Annotated in this window: 19 protein-coding genes; 7 read left to right on the top strand and 12 right to left on the bottom strand. The window is 68.9% G+C overall.

The genetic code is table 11. The features are described from left to right. Window positions 1-75: 75 nt before the first annotated feature. Window positions 76-1,026: a LytTR family DNA-binding domain-containing protein gene (locus tag EJP67_RS23890; RefSeq protein WP_126024206.1), complete on the bottom strand. Its 951-nt coding sequence runs from the start codon at window positions 1,024-1,026 to the stop codon at window positions 76-78. Window positions 1,027-1,192: 166 nt separating this feature from the next. Between EJP67_RS23890 and EJP67_RS23885 the strand changes: the two genes are divergently transcribed. Beyond that, window positions 1,193-2,440 carry an acyltransferase family protein gene (locus EJP67_RS23885; protein WP_126024205.1) on the top strand — a complete coding sequence of 416 codons (1,248 nt, stop codon included), beginning with the start codon at window positions 1,193-1,195 and terminating at the stop codon, window positions 2,438-2,440. Here EJP67_RS23885 and EJP67_RS23880 read toward each other — a convergent pair. Continuing rightward, window positions 2,352-2,798, bottom strand: coding sequence for a PaaI family thioesterase (locus EJP67_RS23880; protein ID WP_126024204.1), 447 nt, complete (start codon window positions 2,796-2,798; stop codon window positions 2,352-2,354). The two genes, EJP67_RS23885 and EJP67_RS23880, sit on opposite strands and share 89 nt — an antisense overlap. 223 nt (window positions 2,799-3,021) lie before the next feature. On the opposite strand from EJP67_RS23880, the gene EJP67_RS23875 reads away from it, so the two are divergent. Next, complete coding sequence (locus tag EJP67_RS23875) at window positions 3,022-4,671, top strand: DUF4139 domain-containing protein (protein ID WP_126024203.1); 1,650 nt, start codon at window positions 3,022-3,024, stop codon at window positions 4,669-4,671. A 116-nt stretch (window positions 4,672-4,787) separates the two neighbouring features. On the opposite strand, the gene EJP67_RS23870 is transcribed toward EJP67_RS23875, so the two are convergent. After that, the gene (locus EJP67_RS23870) at window positions 4,788-5,882 is read right to left on the bottom strand and encodes a suppressor of fused domain protein (protein WP_126024202.1); all 1,095 of its coding nucleotides are present in this window, start codon (window positions 5,880-5,882) and stop codon (window positions 4,788-4,790) included. Between the two features lie 141 nt (window positions 5,883-6,023). On the opposite strand from EJP67_RS23870, the gene EJP67_RS33690 reads away from it, so the two are divergent. Further along, entirely contained in the window at window positions 6,024-6,845 is an 822-nt protein-coding gene (locus tag EJP67_RS33690; RefSeq protein ID WP_165909685.1) for a hypothetical protein, read from the top strand. Window positions 6,846-6,857: 12 nt separating this feature from the next. On the opposite strand, the gene ylqF is transcribed toward EJP67_RS33690, so the two are convergent. Further along, on the bottom strand, window positions 6,858-7,814 hold the full coding sequence (ylqF, locus tag EJP67_RS23860; RefSeq protein ID WP_126024201.1) for a ribosome biogenesis GTPase YlqF: 957 nt from the start codon (window positions 7,812-7,814) through the stop codon (window positions 6,858-6,860). Window positions 7,815-8,041: 227 nt separating this feature from the next. Here ylqF and EJP67_RS23855 point away from each other — a divergent pair, with 227 nt between their 5' ends. From EJP67_RS23855 to EJP67_RS23845, 3 genes are all read left to right on the top strand, one after another. Beyond that, window positions 8,042-8,668 carry a cell envelope protein SmpA gene (locus EJP67_RS23855; RefSeq protein WP_126024200.1) on the top strand — a complete coding sequence of 209 codons (627 nt, stop codon included), beginning with the start codon at window positions 8,042-8,044 and terminating at the stop codon, window positions 8,666-8,668. A 146-nt stretch (window positions 8,669-8,814) separates the two neighbouring features. Further along, window positions 8,815-9,243, top strand: a complete 429-nt coding sequence (locus tag EJP67_RS23850; protein ID WP_126024199.1) for a CBS domain-containing protein — start codon at window positions 8,815-8,817, stop codon at window positions 9,241-9,243. Between the two features lie 102 nt (window positions 9,244-9,345). Beyond that, window positions 9,346-9,705 carry an HPF/RaiA family ribosome-associated protein gene (locus tag EJP67_RS23845; protein ID WP_126024198.1) on the top strand — a complete coding sequence of 120 codons (360 nt, stop codon included), beginning with the start codon at window positions 9,346-9,348 and terminating at the stop codon, window positions 9,703-9,705. Here EJP67_RS23845 and EJP67_RS23840 read toward each other — a convergent pair. From EJP67_RS23840 to EJP67_RS23810, 7 genes are all read right to left on the bottom strand, one after another. Beyond that, window positions 9,692-10,159, bottom strand: a complete 468-nt coding sequence (locus EJP67_RS23840) for a MerR family transcriptional regulator (protein ID WP_126024197.1) — start codon at window positions 10,157-10,159, stop codon at window positions 9,692-9,694. The two genes, EJP67_RS23845 and EJP67_RS23840, sit on opposite strands and share 14 nt — an antisense overlap. Next, window positions 10,149-10,568: a nuclear transport factor 2 family protein gene (locus EJP67_RS23835; protein WP_126024196.1), complete on the bottom strand. Its 420-nt coding sequence runs from the start codon at window positions 10,566-10,568 to the stop codon at window positions 10,149-10,151. Before EJP67_RS23835 ends, EJP67_RS23840 begins: the two co-directional genes overlap by 11 nt. A gap of 113 nt (window positions 10,569-10,681) precedes the next feature. Next, window positions 10,682-11,608: an SDR family NAD(P)-dependent oxidoreductase gene (locus EJP67_RS23830; RefSeq protein ID WP_126024195.1), complete on the bottom strand. Its 927-nt coding sequence runs from the start codon at window positions 11,606-11,608 to the stop codon at window positions 10,682-10,684. 149 nt (window positions 11,609-11,757) lie between these two features. Then, window positions 11,758-13,317: a glutamate--cysteine ligase gene (gene gshA / locus EJP67_RS23825; protein ID WP_126024194.1), complete on the bottom strand. Its 1,560-nt coding sequence runs from the start codon at window positions 13,315-13,317 to the stop codon at window positions 11,758-11,760. Between the two features lie 137 nt (window positions 13,318-13,454). Next, a complete protein-coding gene (locus EJP67_RS23820; protein WP_126024193.1) occupies window positions 13,455-13,772 on the bottom strand; it encodes a putative quinol monooxygenase in 318 nt (105 codons plus the stop codon). 33 nt (window positions 13,773-13,805) lie between these two features. Beyond that, the gene (locus EJP67_RS23815) at window positions 13,806-14,468 is read right to left on the bottom strand and encodes an alpha/beta hydrolase (protein WP_126024192.1); all 663 of its coding nucleotides are present in this window, start codon (window positions 14,466-14,468) and stop codon (window positions 13,806-13,808) included. A 153-nt stretch (window positions 14,469-14,621) separates the two neighbouring features. Then, complete coding sequence (locus EJP67_RS23810) at window positions 14,622-15,632, bottom strand: Bug family tripartite tricarboxylate transporter substrate binding protein (RefSeq protein ID WP_126024191.1); 1,011 nt, start codon at window positions 15,630-15,632, stop codon at window positions 14,622-14,624. Window positions 15,633-15,834: 202 nt separating this feature from the next. Here EJP67_RS23810 and EJP67_RS23805 point away from each other — a divergent pair, with 202 nt between their 5' ends. Then, window positions 15,835-16,308: a Fur family transcriptional regulator gene (locus tag EJP67_RS23805; RefSeq protein ID WP_126024190.1), complete on the top strand. Its 474-nt coding sequence runs from the start codon at window positions 15,835-15,837 to the stop codon at window positions 16,306-16,308. A 6-nt stretch (window positions 16,309-16,314) separates the two neighbouring features. Here the strand turns inward: EJP67_RS23805 and zigA are convergent, their stop codons facing one another. Beyond that, entirely contained in the window at window positions 16,315-17,508 is a 1,194-nt protein-coding gene (zigA, locus tag EJP67_RS23800; protein ID WP_126024189.1) for a zinc metallochaperone GTPase ZigA, read from the bottom strand. Window positions 17,509-17,534 lie beyond the last annotated feature (26 nt).

Raw genomic sequence — 17,534 nt, 5'->3', positions numbered from 1 at the left:
AAATGGTGCCTGAAAGCTCTCTGATGGTGCGGAATGAACCAATAACGGGCCGGCCACGGCCCGCCGCGCACCGGATCAGGCCGCGCCGATGCCCGTGCGCAGGGCATCGCGATAGCGGCGGCTGCAGGGCACGGTGGTGCCGTCGTGCATGTGCAGCCGGGCGTCGCCGCCGTCCAGCGGCTCGATTTCCTTGATGCGCCCCAGGTTCACTGCATGGCTGCGGTGCACGCGCACGAAGAGCGCCGGGTCGAGCTGGGCCAGGAAGTCGGTCAGCGTGGAGCGCAGCAGGTAGTCGTGGCCGTTGACGTGCAGGCCGACGTAGTTGCCCTCGGCCTGGAGCCAGTCGATGTCTGTGGCGGCGATGAGGAATTCGCGGCGCAGCTTGCGCACCAGGAAGCGTTCGGGGCGGGCTGGCGGCGGCGGGGGTGCGTCGGGCACGGAGGGTTCGAATCCCTCCGGTTCCGCCAAAGCCGGGATCGGGACGGGAGCCGGCGCAGTCACGCCCTCCTCCGGCGCATCCAGCACCCGTGCCTCTCCCTGCAGACGCAGCAGGAACAGCCGGTACGCCCAGATGCCGAACACGATGCTCGCGTACACCCGCACGTCCTTCAGGTACTCGTAGCTCCACTGGCCGGCCCAGTTCCAGAAGTCGTAGCGTTCGCCCGCCATGGCGTAGGCCATCGACCGCAGCCCGAACATGCCTGCCACGTGCACCACGCTGAACACCACGCTCGCCACCAGGTGCCAGGCCAGGAAGCGCAGCAGATGGGCACGCGCCAGCGGCGACAGCCGGCGCTCGACCGCCGCCAGCGCGGGCACCAGCAGCAACAGCACCAGGTGGCTCGACACCTCCCAGGTCGCGACCTCCCAATTGGGCCGGGGCACGGCGCGCGTGCGCACGTCCATGATCGCCACCACGGTGCTGAACGCGGCCTGCAGCGTCATCAGCACGATCCAGAAAGCCACCTCCAGCGGACGGCGGATCGGCGCGTAGCGTTCGTACAGGTTCTTGCGGGGGTCTCCCATGGCCGGGATTCTCCCGAAAACGGGCCCCGGGACGGCTTTTCGGGGCCGGATTTCGTCCCCGCGGGCCACCGCTCGTCACAAAGCGGGGGGCGATCCGTCCCCCGGCCGCGCCGCGCTGGGCCGGCCGGGCCGAGCATGGCGGCCTTCCCGCTTCGAGGAGCCGCCCATGACCGCCGATCCCGTTCCAGCAACTCCGCCCGCCCACCGCCGTCACGACATCGACGCCCTGCGCGCGCTGGCCTTCCTCTTCGTCATCCTCTATCACGTGGGCATGTACTACGTGGCCGACTGGCCCTGGCACCTCAAGAGCCCGCACGCGGCCGAATGGCTGCAATGGCCGATGCGCATCCTGAACCTGTGGCGCATGGACCTGGTCTTCCTGATCTCGGGCGTGTCGCTCGGCTTCCTGAGCCGGGGCCAGGGCACCTGGGGCCTGCTGCGCAGCCGGGGCCTGCGGCTGATGCTGCCGCTGGCCTTCGGCATGGCGGTGATCGTGCCCTACCAGGCCTACGCGCAGGGCGTGGCCAACGGGCTGGTCGCGCCGGGCTTCGGCGCCTTCCTGCTGCGCTACCTGTCGATGGCCCAGCCCTGGCCGAAGCAGGCCTTCGACGGCGCGGAGTTCGGCATCACCTGGAACCACCTCTGGTACCTGCCCTATCTATTTACCTACACGGCGCTGGTCGCTCTGACGCTGCCGCTGTGGAAATCCGCCGCCGGCCAGCGGCTGCGCGGCGCCTTCAACGGCCTGCGCGGCTGGAAGCTGCTGCTGTTGCCGGTGGTGCCGCTGCTGGTCTTCACAATGCTGCTGGCCTCGCGCTTTCCGGCCACGCACAACCTGGTGCGCGACTTCCACCTGCACAGCCTCTACTTCACGATGTTTCTCTACGGCTACTGGATGGGCGTGGACACCGGCGTGTGGAAGGAGCTGGAGCGGCTGCGCCGCGTGTCGCTCGCGCTGGCGGTCGCGGTGATCGCCGCCTTCATCGCGCTGCGCACCGGCATGAAGAGCCCGCCCCCGGGCCTGCTGATGGACACGCTGCGCATGCTCTACCTGTGGCTGGCCGTCGCGACCATCCTCGGCCACGGCCATCGCCACCTGAACCGCCCCTGGCCCTGGCTGCGCTGGGCCAACGAGTCGGTGTACCCGTGGTACGTGCTGCACCAGACGCTGATCATCGCCGGCGTGACCCTGCTGGCCCCGTTCGCGCTCGGCCCGGTCATGGAGCCCGCGCTGCTGGTAGCGCTGACGCTGCTGGGCTGCTGGCTGCTGACGGACGGGCTGATCCGCCGCACCGACCTGCTGCGGCCGCTCTTCGGGCTGAAGCTCAGGCCGCGGGCTGCGCCTTCTTCGGCGGCGCGGAAGCAGGATCTTCGACCGGAACCAGGATTGCGTTCCCCGTCGCCACGAGCTTGAGCGAATCGGCACCCTCGCCCTGCGCATAGAGCTCGGCCGCCGCGAACACCTGCTTGCGCCCGGCCTTCACCACCCGCCCGCGCGCCACGAAGGCGCGCCCGATGGCGGGCGAGACGCAGTTCACCGAAAAATGCGATGCCAGCACGCGCCCCGCCACGGTGGCGGCCGCGTAGCCGCTCACGGTGTCGAGCATCGCGCCGATCATTCCGGCGTGCAGGAAGCCGGCGTACTGGCCCATGTCCTCCTCGCGCCAGTTCATGCGCAGTTCGGCTTCGCCGTTGGCAGCGCTGGTCACTTCGAAGCCGGCCCAGCGGTTGAAGGCGGCGGTCTTGTTGATGGCCTGGATGGTGTCGAGCATGGCGGTGTGTCCTTGTCCGGGGTTGGGTGGAAAGACGATGCGGCCACTCTATGAAGCACGCCTCGCATCCGCCGTCGCGCGCGCGACCGGAAACGCCGTGCCGGTTGCATTGGCGACAGCGCCGCCGGCTGCATGAAGTTTTTTTGACGATGCCTTAACCCCGATCGCCGGGGCCGCCCGTATGAGCCTGGGTCATTCATCACCTTAGCTCCAGAGGCATCCCATGAAAGCATCGACTTCCGCCCTCCTCCGCGCCACCGCCGGTGCCGCCGTCCTGCTGGTCCTGAGCCTGAGCGCCCAGGGCCAGGCGACTACACAACCCGCCACGGCAGCCACCGACTCGCGCATCACCCAGGTCAAGGTCTACCCCGGCAGCGCCACCGTGGAGCGCGTGGCGCGCGTCGCGGCCGGCGCGCGCTCGGTCACCTTCGCCTGCCTGCCCGCGGGGCTGGACGTGCAGAGCCTGCAGGTATCGGCCGATGCCTCGGTGCGCATCGGCGAAACCTCGGTGCTCAGCGAGCAGCGCGAGCTCTCGGCACGCTGCTCGACCAGCCCGCTCGACGGCCGCATCCGCGAGCTCGAGGACCAGAAGGCAGCCCTGCAGGCCGAGACCGATGCGCTGGGCATGGTCACCGGCTACCTCAAGGGCCTGGCCGGCGGCAGCGGCGATGCCCCCGGCGCGCGCGCGCCGATGGACGCGCGCAACCTCGCCGCCATGACCGAAGCCATGCGCCGCACCGGGCAGGATTCACTGCTCAAGCAGCACCAGATCCAGCGCAAACAGGCCGAGATCGACCGCCAGCTCAACCCGCTGCTGGCCGAGCGCACCCGCACCCAGGGCAACGGCGGCCAGGTGACGGCCGTGACGGTGACCCTGGCCGCCGGCGCCGATGCCGACGTCAAGCTCAGCTACCAGGTCAACGGCCCCGGCTGGACGCCCACCTACCGCGCGCTGCTCGACACCACCACGCGCAAGGTGCGCATCGAGCGCCAGGCGCTGGTGGCGCAGGCCACGGGCGAGGACTGGCGCGGCGTGAAGCTGGTGCTTTCGACCGGACAGCCGCGCCGCGAAACAACGGGTCGCCTGCCGACGGCATGGCGCATCGGCATCGAGCCGCCGCCGCGCCCGCTGGCCGAGATGGCCTACCCCTCCGCGCCGGCGGCGGCCATGGCGCCGTCGCCCATCATGGCCGGCAAGTCCATGGACAGCCGCGAGCGCCGGACGGAGCCGCTGTTCGACGTGAGCGTGTTCGACAACAGCTTCGCCACCGAATTCTCGGTGCCGCAGGCCATCGACGTGCCCTCCAACGGCCAGCGCGTGACCATGGCGCTGGGCCAGCACGAAGATACGGCCAAGCTCGCCGCGCGCACCAGCCCGCGCGTGGACGCCAGCGCTTTCCTTGTCGCCGAACTCGACCAGCCCGCCGGCGTGTGGCCCGCCGGCCCGATGCAGCTCTACCGCGATGGCGCCTTCGTCGGCAGCGGCCGCTGGAACGCGCCCACCGACGCGCGCCTGACGCTTTCCTTCGGCCGCGACGAACTGGTGCGCGTGCAGGCCGAGCCCGAGCGCGACAACCAGGGCACGGGCGGCTTCGCCGGCTCGCGCGCCGAGCGCAAGGTGCAGCGCGCCTACGTGGTCGAGAACCGCCACCGCACGCCGATCGCGGTGCAGGTGCTGGAAGCCGCTCCGGTCTCGGTCGACGAGAAGGTGCGCGTGGCCTCGGAGTTTTCGCCGCAGCCCGCCGAGCTGGCCTGGAACAAGCAGCCCGGCCTGGCCATGTGGCAGCTCGACCTCGCGGCCGGCCAGACCGCGCGCGTGACGGCCGACTACACCATCGGCTATCCGAAGGACGCGCGACTGCAGATGCGCTGAGCTGCCGCGCGACATCGGTCGGCGTGCTTGGTGCCGTGGCCCGACTTGCCATGCGCCTCGGGCTTGCACGCCACCTCGCAGCTGGCTGGCGCAAGGCTGGCTTCGGGGGCGACTGGTCAGCCTATGGTGCGGACCACGTTCCCCTGCGGGTCCTTGATGGTCGTCTTCTGCACCTTCCAGCGCACGGTGCCAAAACCCCGCACCTCGTAGATGCCGGCGACCGGCTTCAGCGCATGGGCCAGCTCGCGCACCGTGGCGTCGGAAAGCCGCAGCGTGAGTCTGTCGCCCTCCTCCTCGACGCTGTCGGTCTCGCCGTGCGCGAAGACCAGCGCCCGCTCGCGGCTCGCGAAGTGGAAGTCGCGCCCGAAAGGCAGCCGCAGCGGCAGCAGCGCGACCAGTTCGTCGACCTGCCGCGCCCCGAGCGTGATCTCGGTGACCGGCGCGCGCAGCAGCCGCTTGCTCGTCTCCCAGCCCAGCACTTCGGTGAAGAGAAAACCGCTGGACGAGCCCTCGCGCGCCGCGCCCTCCTCCACGCGCCCGCGCACTTCGGCATCGTCGAGCAGCGAAGGCCGCCCGAGGTCGGTCACCCACAGCGGCATCGCCGGCAGCAGCGCATCGAGCAGCCGACGCGTGTCCCAGCGCTTGCCCGCGCGCTCCTCGTCTTCCGTCAGGCCCACGACCTGGATGAAGCTCACGCGGCCGTTGGGCGTGTCGATGGCCGGCAGCTCGGGATCGAACACGAAGCCCATCGAGCGGATCAGCGTCTCGCGCTCCAGCGCGATGGGACCGTTGGCGGTCATCCAGTGGCCGTCGTCGAACACGTTGCCGCTCTTGAACACGTAGCGCGCGAGGTTCTGCAGGAAGTTGATGGCCCACGCGGGCGGCTCGGCCTCGTTGGGCTCGCAGGCGAGGCGGAAGGTGAGCTCGAAGCCGTAGCCGCTGGTTTCGGCGACGTCCGACTCCTTGGTGTAGAGCTCGCTGAGCCCGTAGCTCAGGTAGTGCCAGTGCGGCACCGGCTCCATGCGCTTCCACACGCTCACGCCGTCCAGCGGATCGGGCCCGCCGAGCATCCACTTGATCACCGTGCCGTAGTGCTTCGGCTCCTGGCCGGGGTAGAGGCGCTCCATGGCGGCGGCGATGGCGTCCCAGCCGGGCGAGAGCTCGTCGTCACCATCGTCGTCGTTGCCTCGGTCCTGCGCTGCTTCGGTCATGTCGCTCCTTGCGATGTGGATGCGGCGAGCCTACACCGCGCCCCCTGACGCTCCTCATGCCCCGGCCGTCCTCAGGCAGATGTCAGGCCCGCATGGCATCCTCGTGCGCCGGACAGATAGCTTTTCCCTGGAGAGAACAAATTGAGATGGTTCCATCGGCGGGATGCGCTGGTACTTTCTGCCGCATGCGCCGCAACCACCCTGCTGGCCGCCTCGGGCTGCGGGCAGTCGCAGGATGCGCCCGCATCCGCCCCGACAGCGCCGCCCCAGCCGGGCAGCATCGAGATCACGCAGGCCGACATCGACTGGTTCCGCCGCAGCCACGCCGAGTGGGTCGGCTGCGAATCCGGCGCGCCCGCCATCGTGCCGCCCGACATGACGCTCGAACAGTTCGGCGACGTGCTCGATGGCGGCAGCTCGCCGGTCTTCGACCGATTCGTTAACGTGGCGGCCGCCTTCTTCCTGCACGCGAGCTTCGTGGCCGGCCACTACGCCTTCCAGCCGCCCTTCGAGAAGCGCGCGGCCTTCGACGTGACCGAAGAGCACATCCGCCTGCTGCAGCACGCGAACTGGAGCAGCTTCGTCATCGACTGCAAGCGCCCGTACGGCGACTTCACGCACTTCGAGATCGACATGGCCGACATCCTCGGGCTGCCCATCACCAAGGACGCCAAGGGCTACGCGCAGATCGGCAAGGAGGCCGAGAAGCGCATGAACGCGCTGCACGCCGACGTGCTCCCCACGCTGCAGGCCTACATCCGCTTCGCGCGGCTCAGCCCGGGGCGCTACGTGGTGCCCGGGCGCGGCATCGCGCAGACGCGCGGGCGGCCGCTGTGCAGGCCGGTGTCGGCCACGCGCGTGGCGATGTATCAGCGCGCGCTGCAGGCGGCCGGCCCGCGTTCCGATTCGCGCAGGGTCGCGGCGCTCGACGAGGCGGCGGCCGCGCTGTTCGCGCTCGACTGAGCCGCGGCCGATTCAGCCTTCCGGCGCCGCCTCTGCCTTCGGCTTGCCCTTCTGCTTGCGCGCGGCCTTCTTCGCCGCGCGCTCGGCGTCGGCGCGCTGGCCGTCGGCCAGCCACACGGCGAACTCCCCGGGCGTCTCGAGGGTGATGCGCCCGAGGTTGCCGGCGCGGAACTCGTGCATCACGATCTCGGCGGCCTTCTGCAGGTTGACGCGGCCCTTGCCCAGCAGGGCGCCGCGCTTGCGGCCGATGGTGTCGAGCAGGGCTTCGTCCTTCATGCCGGCCATGGTCTCGGCGTCGAGCTCCACGAGCTTGAATCGCGCGGCCAAGCCGGCGGCGTAGTTAGCCTTGAGGTAGCCGAGCAGTTCCAGCGCCACTTCCTCCTCGTCGAAGGCGTTGCGCCCCACCGCGCCGCTGGCCGCGAGGTTGTAGCCGCTCTTGGGCACGATGATGCGCGGCCACAGCATGCCTGGCGTGTCCCACAGGTAGAAGTCGTCGGCCAGCGTGATGCGCTGTTCGAGCTTGGTGATGCCGGCCTCGTCGCCGGTCTTGGCCTTGCGCCCGCCGGTGAGGGTGTTGATGAGGGTGGATTTGCCCACGTTGGGAATGCCGCAGATCAGCACCCGCATCGGCTTGGCCAGCCCGCCGCGGTTGGGCGAGAGTTCGTGGCAGGCCTTCACGATCTGCTGCGCGGGCGTGGTCTGGCTCGCGTCGAGGGGAATGGCGCGGGTGGCGGGCAGCGCGTTGAAGTGCGCCAGCCAGAGGGCTGTGCGCGCGGGGTCGGCCAGGTCCTGCTTGTTGAGCACCTTCAGCGTGGGCCTGCCGGCCGTGAGCTCGGCCAGCATCGGGTTGGCGCTGGAGCCGGGCAGGCGGGCGTCGAGCAGCTCGATGACCACGTCGATGTCCTTCACCCGTTCGGTGATGGCCTTCTGGGTCGAATACATGTGACCGGGGAACCACTGGATCGCCATCGGTGGGCTCTTCTTTCTTTTCGCGCTGTCTCTGTGAATTCGGGCGGGCGGCAGGGCCGCCGGGGCGCATTGTGAACCGGGAACCTGAACGCAAGCTGGTTGCTACGCTTTCGATAGCTGCGGGCGCTCATTCTGCCTTCGCTTGGGGATTGTTCGCTCCTAGAATCCCTTCGCTGCCGAGGACAGCGATCCGCAGCGATTCCAACAACTCCGAGGGAAATCCACAAATGCTCAAGCGTCTTGCCGCTGCCGCCCTGCTGGCAGCCACCGTCGTGCCCGCGTCCATCACCGTCGCCCATGCCCAGCGGCCCTCCCCGCCGCCCGGCCCGCTCGTCAGCGGCTACCTGTGCTGCAACATGCGCACCTACGGCGACTCGATCAGCGACATCAACTACGACGAGCAGGGCACGAGCATCGTCGCCGTGGGCACCCCGGCGCGCATCACGACGTACGACTTCCGCTGGTTCGGCGTGGAGCTCGCCGGCAAGCAGCAGCGCATCAAGAACGACTACAGCCGCAACATCCCGTTGCCGACCTTCGCGCAGCGCTACGTGGTGACGGCGGACCCGAAGCAGAAGCTGGCGACCTTCCCCGCGCCGGTGCGCGAGGCCATCCTCGCCGGCAAGGTGATGCCCGGCATGACGCGCGAGCAGGTGCTGATGGCCATTGCCTACCCGGTGGCCAGCGAGAACCCGAGCCTCGACGCCCCGGTGTGGCGCTACTGGCGCGACAGCTGGTCGGAGTTCCAGGTGCAGTTCGACGAGAAGGGCCTGGTGAAGACGGTGGTCGGCGACGCAGTGGCGCTGAACCGCGTGTTCATCGCCGCCCCTGCGGCCGCGGCTGCGCAGCCTTAAGTTCTCGCGCATTGCGCGTGTCTTGCACACACGCGCAATCCCTTAGAGTTTTTTGCGCCGCGCGGTCATTCATCGCCCCTATGATTTGAGCGAGTGCGGCGCCCGAGCGTCGGTCGAATCGAAAACCCTTCATGGAGTTGCACACGATGAAACCCGTCTCCGAACTGCTCAAGCGCCATGATTCCGCGGCATGGCGCACCTCCCCCGACACCAGCGTGTTCGACGCGCTCTCCATCCTGGCGCGCTTCGAGGTCGGCGCGCTGATGGTGATGGACGGCGAAAGGCTGGTGGGCTTTCTCTCCGAGCGCGACTACACCCGCAAGGTCGCGCTGCAGGGCAAGAACTCCAAGGAAATGAAGGTGCGCGAGATCATGACGCCCGACGTGATGACCGTGACGCCGCACACCCGCACCCGCGAGTGCATGGCGCTCATGAGCCAGCGCAAGTTCCGCCACCTGCCGGTGGTCGACGGCGACAGGGTGGTCGGCATGATCTCCATCCAGGACCTGATGGACGACATCATCTCGGACCAGGAAGCCACCATCGAGCAGCTGACCACCTACATCCAGAGCTGATTGGGGCCTGCCCGTCGCGCGGGTAGGAACCAGACCTACGGCCCGCCCGGCGCCGCACGGTGCAAAGTGGGCCTTCGTTCATCCATCCAGCGAGGATATTGCATGCAGATACAGGTCAACACGAGCAACGGCATCACCAACAAGGACGCGCTGGAGCGCTGGGCCGACACCGAGATCAAGCAGAACCTGGGCCGTTTCGTCGACGACGTGACGCGCGTCGAGGTGCACCTGAGCGACGAGAACCACGACAAGGCCGGGGGCAGCGACAAGTGCTGCGTGATGGAAGCGCGCCTGGCGCACCACCAGCCGCTGGCGGTGACGCAGCACGCGGCCAGCCTCGACGAGGCTTTCCGTGGCGCCTCCGACAAGCTCAAGCGCCTGATCGAGAACACGCTGGGACGGCTTCACAACCACCGGGACAGGGGTTCGATCCGCACCGACCCGGGCTTCATCGCCGAGTAGCGCCGCTTCCGCGCTTCTTCGGCGCGGGCAAGGGTTCCGCGGCAATGAGCGGCGGGCGATGCCCGCTGGCCATCCACTCGTCGTAGAAGTCGATCTTGCGCTCGACAAGCGACAGCGCCCTCTTCCACTCGGCGATGGTTTCGTTCACGCGCTCGCGGTGAGCGGCGAGCATGTCGCGCCGCTCGCGCAGCGTGGTCTTGCCCTGCAGCGCGAGCGCTGTGTATTCGCGCATCTCGGCGATCGACATGCCGGTGCGGCGCAGCCGCTCCATCAGGTCGAGCCAGCCGACATGCAGCTCGACATAGAGGCGCCGGCCGCCCTCGTCGCGCGCCACGCCGGGCACGAGACCCTGCGTCTCGTACCAGCGGATGGCGTGCACCGTGCGGCCTGTGCGCTTGGCCAGTTCGCCGATGTGGAAGGGAGAGCCCCTCTTGGTGGCTTTCTCAGCCGGCATGGACGACGGCCGGAGGCTGCAGCGCCTCCTGCACCAGCGCGGTGTCGAAGTATTCGGTCAGCTCTTTCACCTTGCCTCCTTCGAGTCGGTAGACATAGCAATAGCGGTTGTTGTAGCGCTTGCCGGCCTTGGTGGGCACGTCGCCGCTGAAGAGAACCACCACCCGGTCACCCTCGGCAATGATGCGCTCGGTCCTGCTCCTGTAGGGTGCGGCGAACTGGGCGAAGAGCGGGTCCAGCAGCTCCTCGCGGATCGCCTTCTTGCCTTGGTAGGTGCGCGACCAGGCGGTGCTGCCTTCGAGCTTCCAGCTCGCGTCGTCGGCGCGGCTCTCGACGAAGGGCCGGCCGTTGCCTTTGTCCAGCTCTTCGTGGATGCGCTGAACGATGGCCTTGTTCTCGATCGTGTTCATGGCTTCATTTCCTTTTTGTTGAATGCACCGGATGCCCGGTGGATTCATTGGAAATGCTCGAGTGCGCTCCAGGTCAAGCGCGCCATGAACACGGTGCCGGGCCGAACCGGTGGTCAGCCCCGCTTGGCGTTCGCCATGCCCTTGGCGACTTCGTTGGCGCCTTGGGCCGCGCCGCTTTGCGGCACCGCCTCGCCTTCGCGGTCGGTCACTTCCGACAGGCGCGCCGCCAGCTGCTCCGGCGTGTCGGCCTCGATGCCCAGCCAGGCGCCCTGCGTCAGCGTGATGTGCGCGGCCTCGAAGGTGCCGGCGCCCGCGCAGAGGACGGTGCGGTTGGGCGCGTCCTGCCCGGCCAGCACCAGCATCGCCGGCACCACCGCCTCGGGGCGGAAGGCTTCGAGCATTTCCTTGGGGAACAGGTCCTCGGTCATGCGGGTGGCCGCCGTGGGCGCCAGGCAGTTCACGCGGATGTCGTTCTTCGCGCCTTCGATGCTCAGCGTCTGCATGAGGCCCACCAGCGCGAGCTTGGCCGCGCCGTAGTTGCTCTGGCCGAAGTTGCCGTACAGGCCCGACGAAGAAGTGGTCATCACGATGCGGCCGTACTTCTGCTCGTTCATCAGCGCCCAGACGGCCTTGGTGCAGTTCACGGCGCCCATCAGGTGCACGTCGACCACCAGCCTGAAGTCGGCCAGGTCCATCTTGGCGAAGCTCTTGTCGCGCAGGATGCCCGCGTTGTTCACGAGGATGTCGACGCGGCCCCAGGCGTCGACCGCCTCCTTGACCATGGCCTGCACCGCCTCGAAGTCGGTCACCGACGCGCCGTTGGCAATCGCCTCGCCACCGGCCGCCTTGATCTCGTCCACCACCGCCTGCGCGGCGCTCACCGAGCCGCCGGAGCCGTCGCGCGCGCCGCCCAGGTCGTTGACCACCACCTTCGCGCCGCGCGCGGCCAGCGCCAGTGCATGCTGGCGGCCCAGGCCGCCGCCCGCGCCGGTCACGATGGCCACGCGGCCCTTGAAATCGAGGTTGCTGCCGTTGCTCATGTCTCTTTGTCGCCTTCCATGGGAGTTGCCGTTGTTCGTTGCCGCGCCGGGCTTGCCTTGCCCGGGCGGCAGCGTGGCGTTTTACCCCAGAAAGCGGCCGCGGGGCAGCTTCGGCGCGGCGAGCCCAGTCGCCAGCGTGTCAGCGGCGCTCAGGCAGCGACCGGAGTTCGGCTGCGTGGCATGCCCAGGCGCGCGGGCGAGACGTACTGCTCGCGGTAGATCTCGAAGGGCATGGTGTCGGCCGCCTCGATGCGCTTCTGCTCCTGGATGGACTCGGCCGTCATCCGCTCGAACTCGGCCTGCTGGGCCGCCGAGAACGGCAGGTCCAGCAGCGTGGCGCGGGTCTGCTCGGAGCGGGCGCGCACGAAGCCGACGAAGGAGTTGGCGTGTTCCTTCTCGATGGCCGCCAGCACGCGGGCCGAGGGCAGGCTGTCGGGGTTGCGCAGCGCGGCGCCGGCGGCGCGCACCGCGTCGGCATGCGCCGTGCCGCTGCCTTGCGCCGCGTCGAGCGCGGCGGCGATGGGCAGGCACTGCCCGACCAGCTCCAGGCCCCAGTCGGCGAGCGTCACCTCGGCGCCGTTGCGCCGCAGCTTCAGGCCCGGCTCGCGGCCGCGCGCGGCGGTGAGATGCTGGTTCTGCGCCAGGTCGGCGATTTCCTGCGGCGTGTCGTCGGGGCTGTCGCTCAGCAGGCAGTGCAGCAGGAACACATCGATGAAGCGCATGGTCTGCGCGTTGATGCCGACGGTCTCGAAGGGGTCGAGGTCCATCAGGCGCACTTCGACGTACTCCACGCCGCGCTCGCGCAGCGCGTGCAGCGGCCGCTCGCCGGGGTTGATCACGCGCTTGGGGCGGATGGTGCCGTAGAACTCGTTCTCGATCTGCAGCAGGCTGGTGCCGAGCTGGTTGTAGTCGCCGCCCAGGTTGCGGATGCCGATGGCCTCGTAGGCCGGCCACGGGCGGGTGAGCGCGTCCTGCAGCGAGGCGGCATAGCCTTCGAGGCTGTTGTAGCTCACGGCCAGTGAGGCCTGCGCGTCGCTCTGGTAGCCCAGCCGGCCCATGCGCAGCGAGGTGCCGTGCGGCATGAACATGCTGCCGTCGCCCAGCGGCTGCAGCTCGTGCGGGCGGCCCGCCACGAAGCTCGAACACAGCGCCGGCGAGGCGCCGAACAGGTACAGCAGCAGGAAGGCGTGGCGGCGGAAGTTGCGGATGAGCGCGAAATACTCTTCGCTCGACACCTCGGGCAGCGACCAGTTGTAGTGGATGCCCGAAATCGTCTGCATGCGGCGGCCATAACGGTGGCTCAGGCCCATGCGGTAGACGCTCTTGGCACGGCCCACGTTCGAGGAGCCGTAGCGGCCGATCGGAATGGTCTCGTCGGTCGGCAGGCCGCAGGGCATGCTCGACACCCAGAGGCGCTCGTCGCCCAGTCCGTCGAGCACGCGGTAGGTGAACTGGTGCACCCGCGTGAGTTCCTCGACGGCCGAGTCGACGTCCGCGTGCACGCCCGTGATGAGTTCGAGCTGCGATTCGCTGAAGTCGGTCGTGATGTGCGGATGCGTGAGCGCGGAGCCCAGTGCCAGCGGATGCGGCGTCAGCGCAAGCTTGCCGTCGGGCAGCGCGCGCAGGCTCTCCTTCTCGATACCGCGTCGCATGCCCTTCAGTCGTGCGGCTGAAAGTGCACCCAACCTCTCCTGCAATCTGTTGCTCATATTGTTATGACCCATCAATCTTCTGAGGGGCTGGAAGGTAGCACGGGCAAGCGGGCACTGCTCGTGCAGGGAATCCCGGGGCTGGTTACCCTGTTGTGCGCTATGTTTTTGATAGCTGTCGGCGTTCCGGACGCGGTTCAGGCCTTGGCCTGGCCTGCCGAGAGGTCGATCTCTTCCGAGCGGTAGACGTGGATCTCCGGTGTGCCCTCCGCCATCGCCGAAAGCGCCTTGGCGAACGCACGAGAGGCGTCCACGCGGAAGTGGGCCTGCAGCGCATCCATGTCGCTCCAGCGCTCCACGAAGGTCAGGCGCAGCGGCTCCTGCGCGTCGGTCGAGACTTCATGCGAGATGCAGCCGGGCTCGGAGCGCGATCGCAGCACGTGCTCGGTGCTGATGGCGAGCATCGCCTGCAGGGTATCGGGCTTGGCCAGTGCGTGGCCGATGACGAGGATCATGTTGCGGCTCCTTCGTGCGAGCGTTGATCTGGTTCAGCCGAGCACCCGCAGCAGGAAGCGGTTCAGGTCGGCGACTTCTTCCATGCACACCGAGTGCGCCATGTCGTATTCGTGCCATTCGACGGCGTAGCCCAGCGCGGAAAGCGCCTCGCGCGTGCGCACGGCGGCCGCGTAGGGCACCACCGGGTCCTGCCGGCCATGGGCGAGGAACACCGGCGTCTCGTGGTTGGCCGCGTGGCGCTCGGCCGCGGTGGTGGCGGCGATCGGCAGGTAGCCCGAGAGGCCGACGACGCCGGCCAGCCGCTCGGTGTGGCGCAGGCCGGTCATCAGCGCCATCGCGCAGCCTTGCGAGAAACCCGCCACCACGATGCGCCCGGCCGCGATGCCCCGGGCCTTCTCGTTGGCAATGACGGCCTCGATGGTCGCCTGCGAGCGGCGCAGGCCGGCTTCGTCTTCCTGTGCCTCGAGGTCGGGCACGACGATGTCGTACCAGGCCGGCATCCGGTAGCCGCCGTTGATGGTCACGGGCATCACGGGCGCGTTGGGGAACACGAAGCGCACCGGCCCCACGGCCGACAGGTCGAGCTCGCCGGCGATTGGAACGAAGTCGTTGCCGTCGGCGCCGAGGCCGTGCATCACGATCACCGTGGCGGTGGGGTTGGGGGCGGTTTCGATCTCGATGGGTGGACGGGACATGGTCGGGCGAAGGTATTCAGGAACGCGGATGCCCGGACCTTAGCGCATCCCGGCGTCGCCCGAGCCGCGGAAACGGCCGGTAGACCGACTTGCACAAGGTTTCGATGTAAAGCCCCGCCGTTACTTCCCCGGGCGGAACTTGGACGATTCCTGCTATTCGGCCTTGATGCCCACGGCCTTCACGATCTGCGCATAGCGCTCGTACTCGGCCGACACCTGCGTCTGGAACTGGCGCTGCGCGTACCCCGTGGCCTCGATGCCCTGCGCCGCCAGTTCGGCACGCGTGGCCGGTGCCTGCACGATCCGCCCGGCCTCCGAGGCGATGGCGTCCAGCACCGGCTGCGGCGTACGCGCCGGCGCGAACAGGCCGAACCACGTGCCCGAACGATAGCCCTTGTAGCTCTCGGCCACCGTCGGCACCTCGGGCAGCAGCGCATGGCGCTTCTCGCCGCTGGTGCCCAGCGCTACCAGCCGGCCGCTGCGGATGTGCGGCAGCGCGGGGCCGACGGCGATGAACATCACGTCGACCTGCCCCGCGATCACGTCCTGCATGCCCAGCGGGCCGCCGCGGTACGGGATGTGTGTGACGTAGATGCCCGCCTTCTGCTTGAGCAGCTCCATGCTCAGCTGCTGCGGACTGCCGTTGCCGGCGGAGGCGTAGTTGATGTGACCGGGCCGGGCCTTGGCCGCGCGCACGAAGTCGGCCACCGTGCGAAAGCCCGTCTTCGGGTTGGCGACCAGCACGAAGTCGATCTGCCCCAGCGACACCACCGGCACCAGGTCGCGCCGCGCGTCGTAGGGCAGGCCGGCCTGGATGTTGGGGAGGATGGTGATGGGCCCGTCGGCGCCCACCAGCAGCGAATAGCCGTCCGGCTGCGCCTTGGCCAGCCCGTCGGCCGCCAGGATGCCCGCCGCGCCCGCGCGGTTGTCCACGACCACCGGCTGCTTCCACTGCTCCGAAAGGCGCTGCCCCAGATAGCGCGCCAGCACGTCGGGCGAGCTGCCGGGCGTGTTCGCCACGGTGATGTGCACGGGCTTCGACGGATAGGCGCCGGCCGCCGGCTGCGCCTGGGCTGCCACCGCCAAGGAAGCAAAGGCTCCCAGCAGCAGCATCGGCTTGAGCAGCTTCGACAGAAAAGGATGGGCACGCAAGGGGGCACGCATGGGAGACTTTCGATCGCAAAAGACAAAGGGCGCGATTCTGTCGCGCCGCGGCCCGCAGGCGAACGACCCATTCGTCAGATGCTTAGGCGCATTCCGGCATATGCGCCCGGGCCGGGTGGAACATCGCCAGGCAGGTCATTTCCGCCAGCCCTACCCTTGCCGCCGCGGGATGCAACACAATGGCGTTTCGCAAGAAGACCTCATGAAGACCCCGACCTCGCACCCGAAGCCCCCGCGCGCCGCCCCGTTCGACAGCGAAACGCTGCTGCGCGAGAACGGCCTGCGCGTGACGCGCGCCGCCCAGACCGTGCTCGAGCTCCTGGAGCACAGCTCGCAACCCCTGACGCACGAGGAAGTGGCAGCCGCCTACACCGCCGCCACCGGCGAGGCGCCCGACCGGGTGACGGTCTACCGCGTGCTCGACCGGCTGGTCGAGGCCGGCCTGTGCGACCGCCGCGTGGGCGCCGACCGCGTCAACCGCTTCTCGCGCCACGTGGAGGCCGAGTCGGGCAACACCTTCGAATGCGACCAGTGCCACAAGGTGCTGGCGCTGCCTTCCGACCCGGAGCTGCCGAAGGTGATGGGCCGGTTGGGGCGAGCGCTGCGCAAGCAGGGCATCGATACGCGCCACACCGCATTGACCCTCCACGGCACCTGCGGCGACTGCGCCAGATAGCGCGCCTCAGACGTTCCAGGACGGGAACGGATCCGGGAAGTTCTGCCACCACGAGGCGCCGAAGCGCATCTCGTCTTCGGTGAGCAGGCAGGCGTCCAGCCGGGCGCGCAGCGCCTCTTCGTCCATGCCGATGCCGATCAGCACCAGCTCCTGGCGGGCATCGCCGGTGGCAGGGTCCCAGTTCTTGCGGATGAGCTCCAGCGCATCCGGATCGGTCGGCCAGTGCTCGCGCGGCACCGCCGCCCACCAGAAGCCCGCCACGCCGTAGCGGCAGGCCCCGCCGGCCTGCGACCACGAACCCGCGCGCGTGGCGCGGCTGGCGAGCCAGAAGAAGCCCTTGGAGCGCACCACGCCCTCCCACTCGCTCTGCACCAGCTTCCAGAAGCGCATCGGGTGAAACGGCAGCCGCGAGCGGTAGACAAAGCTGCGGATGCCGTATTCCTCGCTCTCCGGTACATGCTCGCCGCGCAGCTCGGCCAGCCAGCCGGGCGCCCGCTCGGCCTGCTCGAAGTCGAAGAGGCCGGTGTCGAGCACGCGGTCGAGCGCCACGCGGCCGAACTCCGACACCTCGATGCGCGCACGCGGATTCAGGCTGCGCAATATCGCCATCAGCCGCTCGCGCTCCTCGGGCGTGACGAGGTCGGTCTTGTTGACCACCAGCACGTCGCAGAACTCGATCTGCTCGATCAGCAGGTCGACCACCGTGCGCGCGTCTTCGTCGCCCAGCGACTGCCCGCGCTGGCCCAGGCTGTCGGGCGAGCCGTAGTCGCGCAGGAAGTTGAAGGCGTCGACCACCGTCACCATGGTGTCGAGCCGCGCCACGTCCGACAGGCTCTTGCCGTCCTCCCCGGCGAAGGTGAAGGTCTCGGCCACCGGCAGGGGTTCGGAGATGCCGGTGGACTCGATCACCAGCTGGTCGAAACGCTTTTCCTTCGCCAGGCGCCGCACCTCGACGAGCAGGTCCTCGCGCAACGTGCAGCAGATGCAGCCGTTGCTCATCTCCACCAGCTTCTCGTCAGTGCGCGAGAGCTCGGCGCCGCCGCCGCGCACCAGGGCCGCGTCGATGTTGACCTCGCTCATGTCGTTGACGATGACCGCAACGCGCCGGCCTTCGCGGTTGTGGAGGATGTGGTTCAGCAGCGTGGTCTTGCCGGCGCCGAGGAAGCCGGAGAGAACGGTAACGGGAAGGCGGTCGGCCATGGGGATTGGCTCCATATATGCAACAG

Source organism: Variovorax guangxiensis (genome assembly GCF_003952165.1).
GTDB lineage: Bacteria > Pseudomonadota > Gammaproteobacteria > Burkholderiales > Burkholderiaceae_C > Variovorax > Variovorax guangxiensis.
The sequence above is the reverse complement of the archived record's forward strand: the minus strand, read 5'-3'. Positions and strand labels throughout refer to the sequence as shown.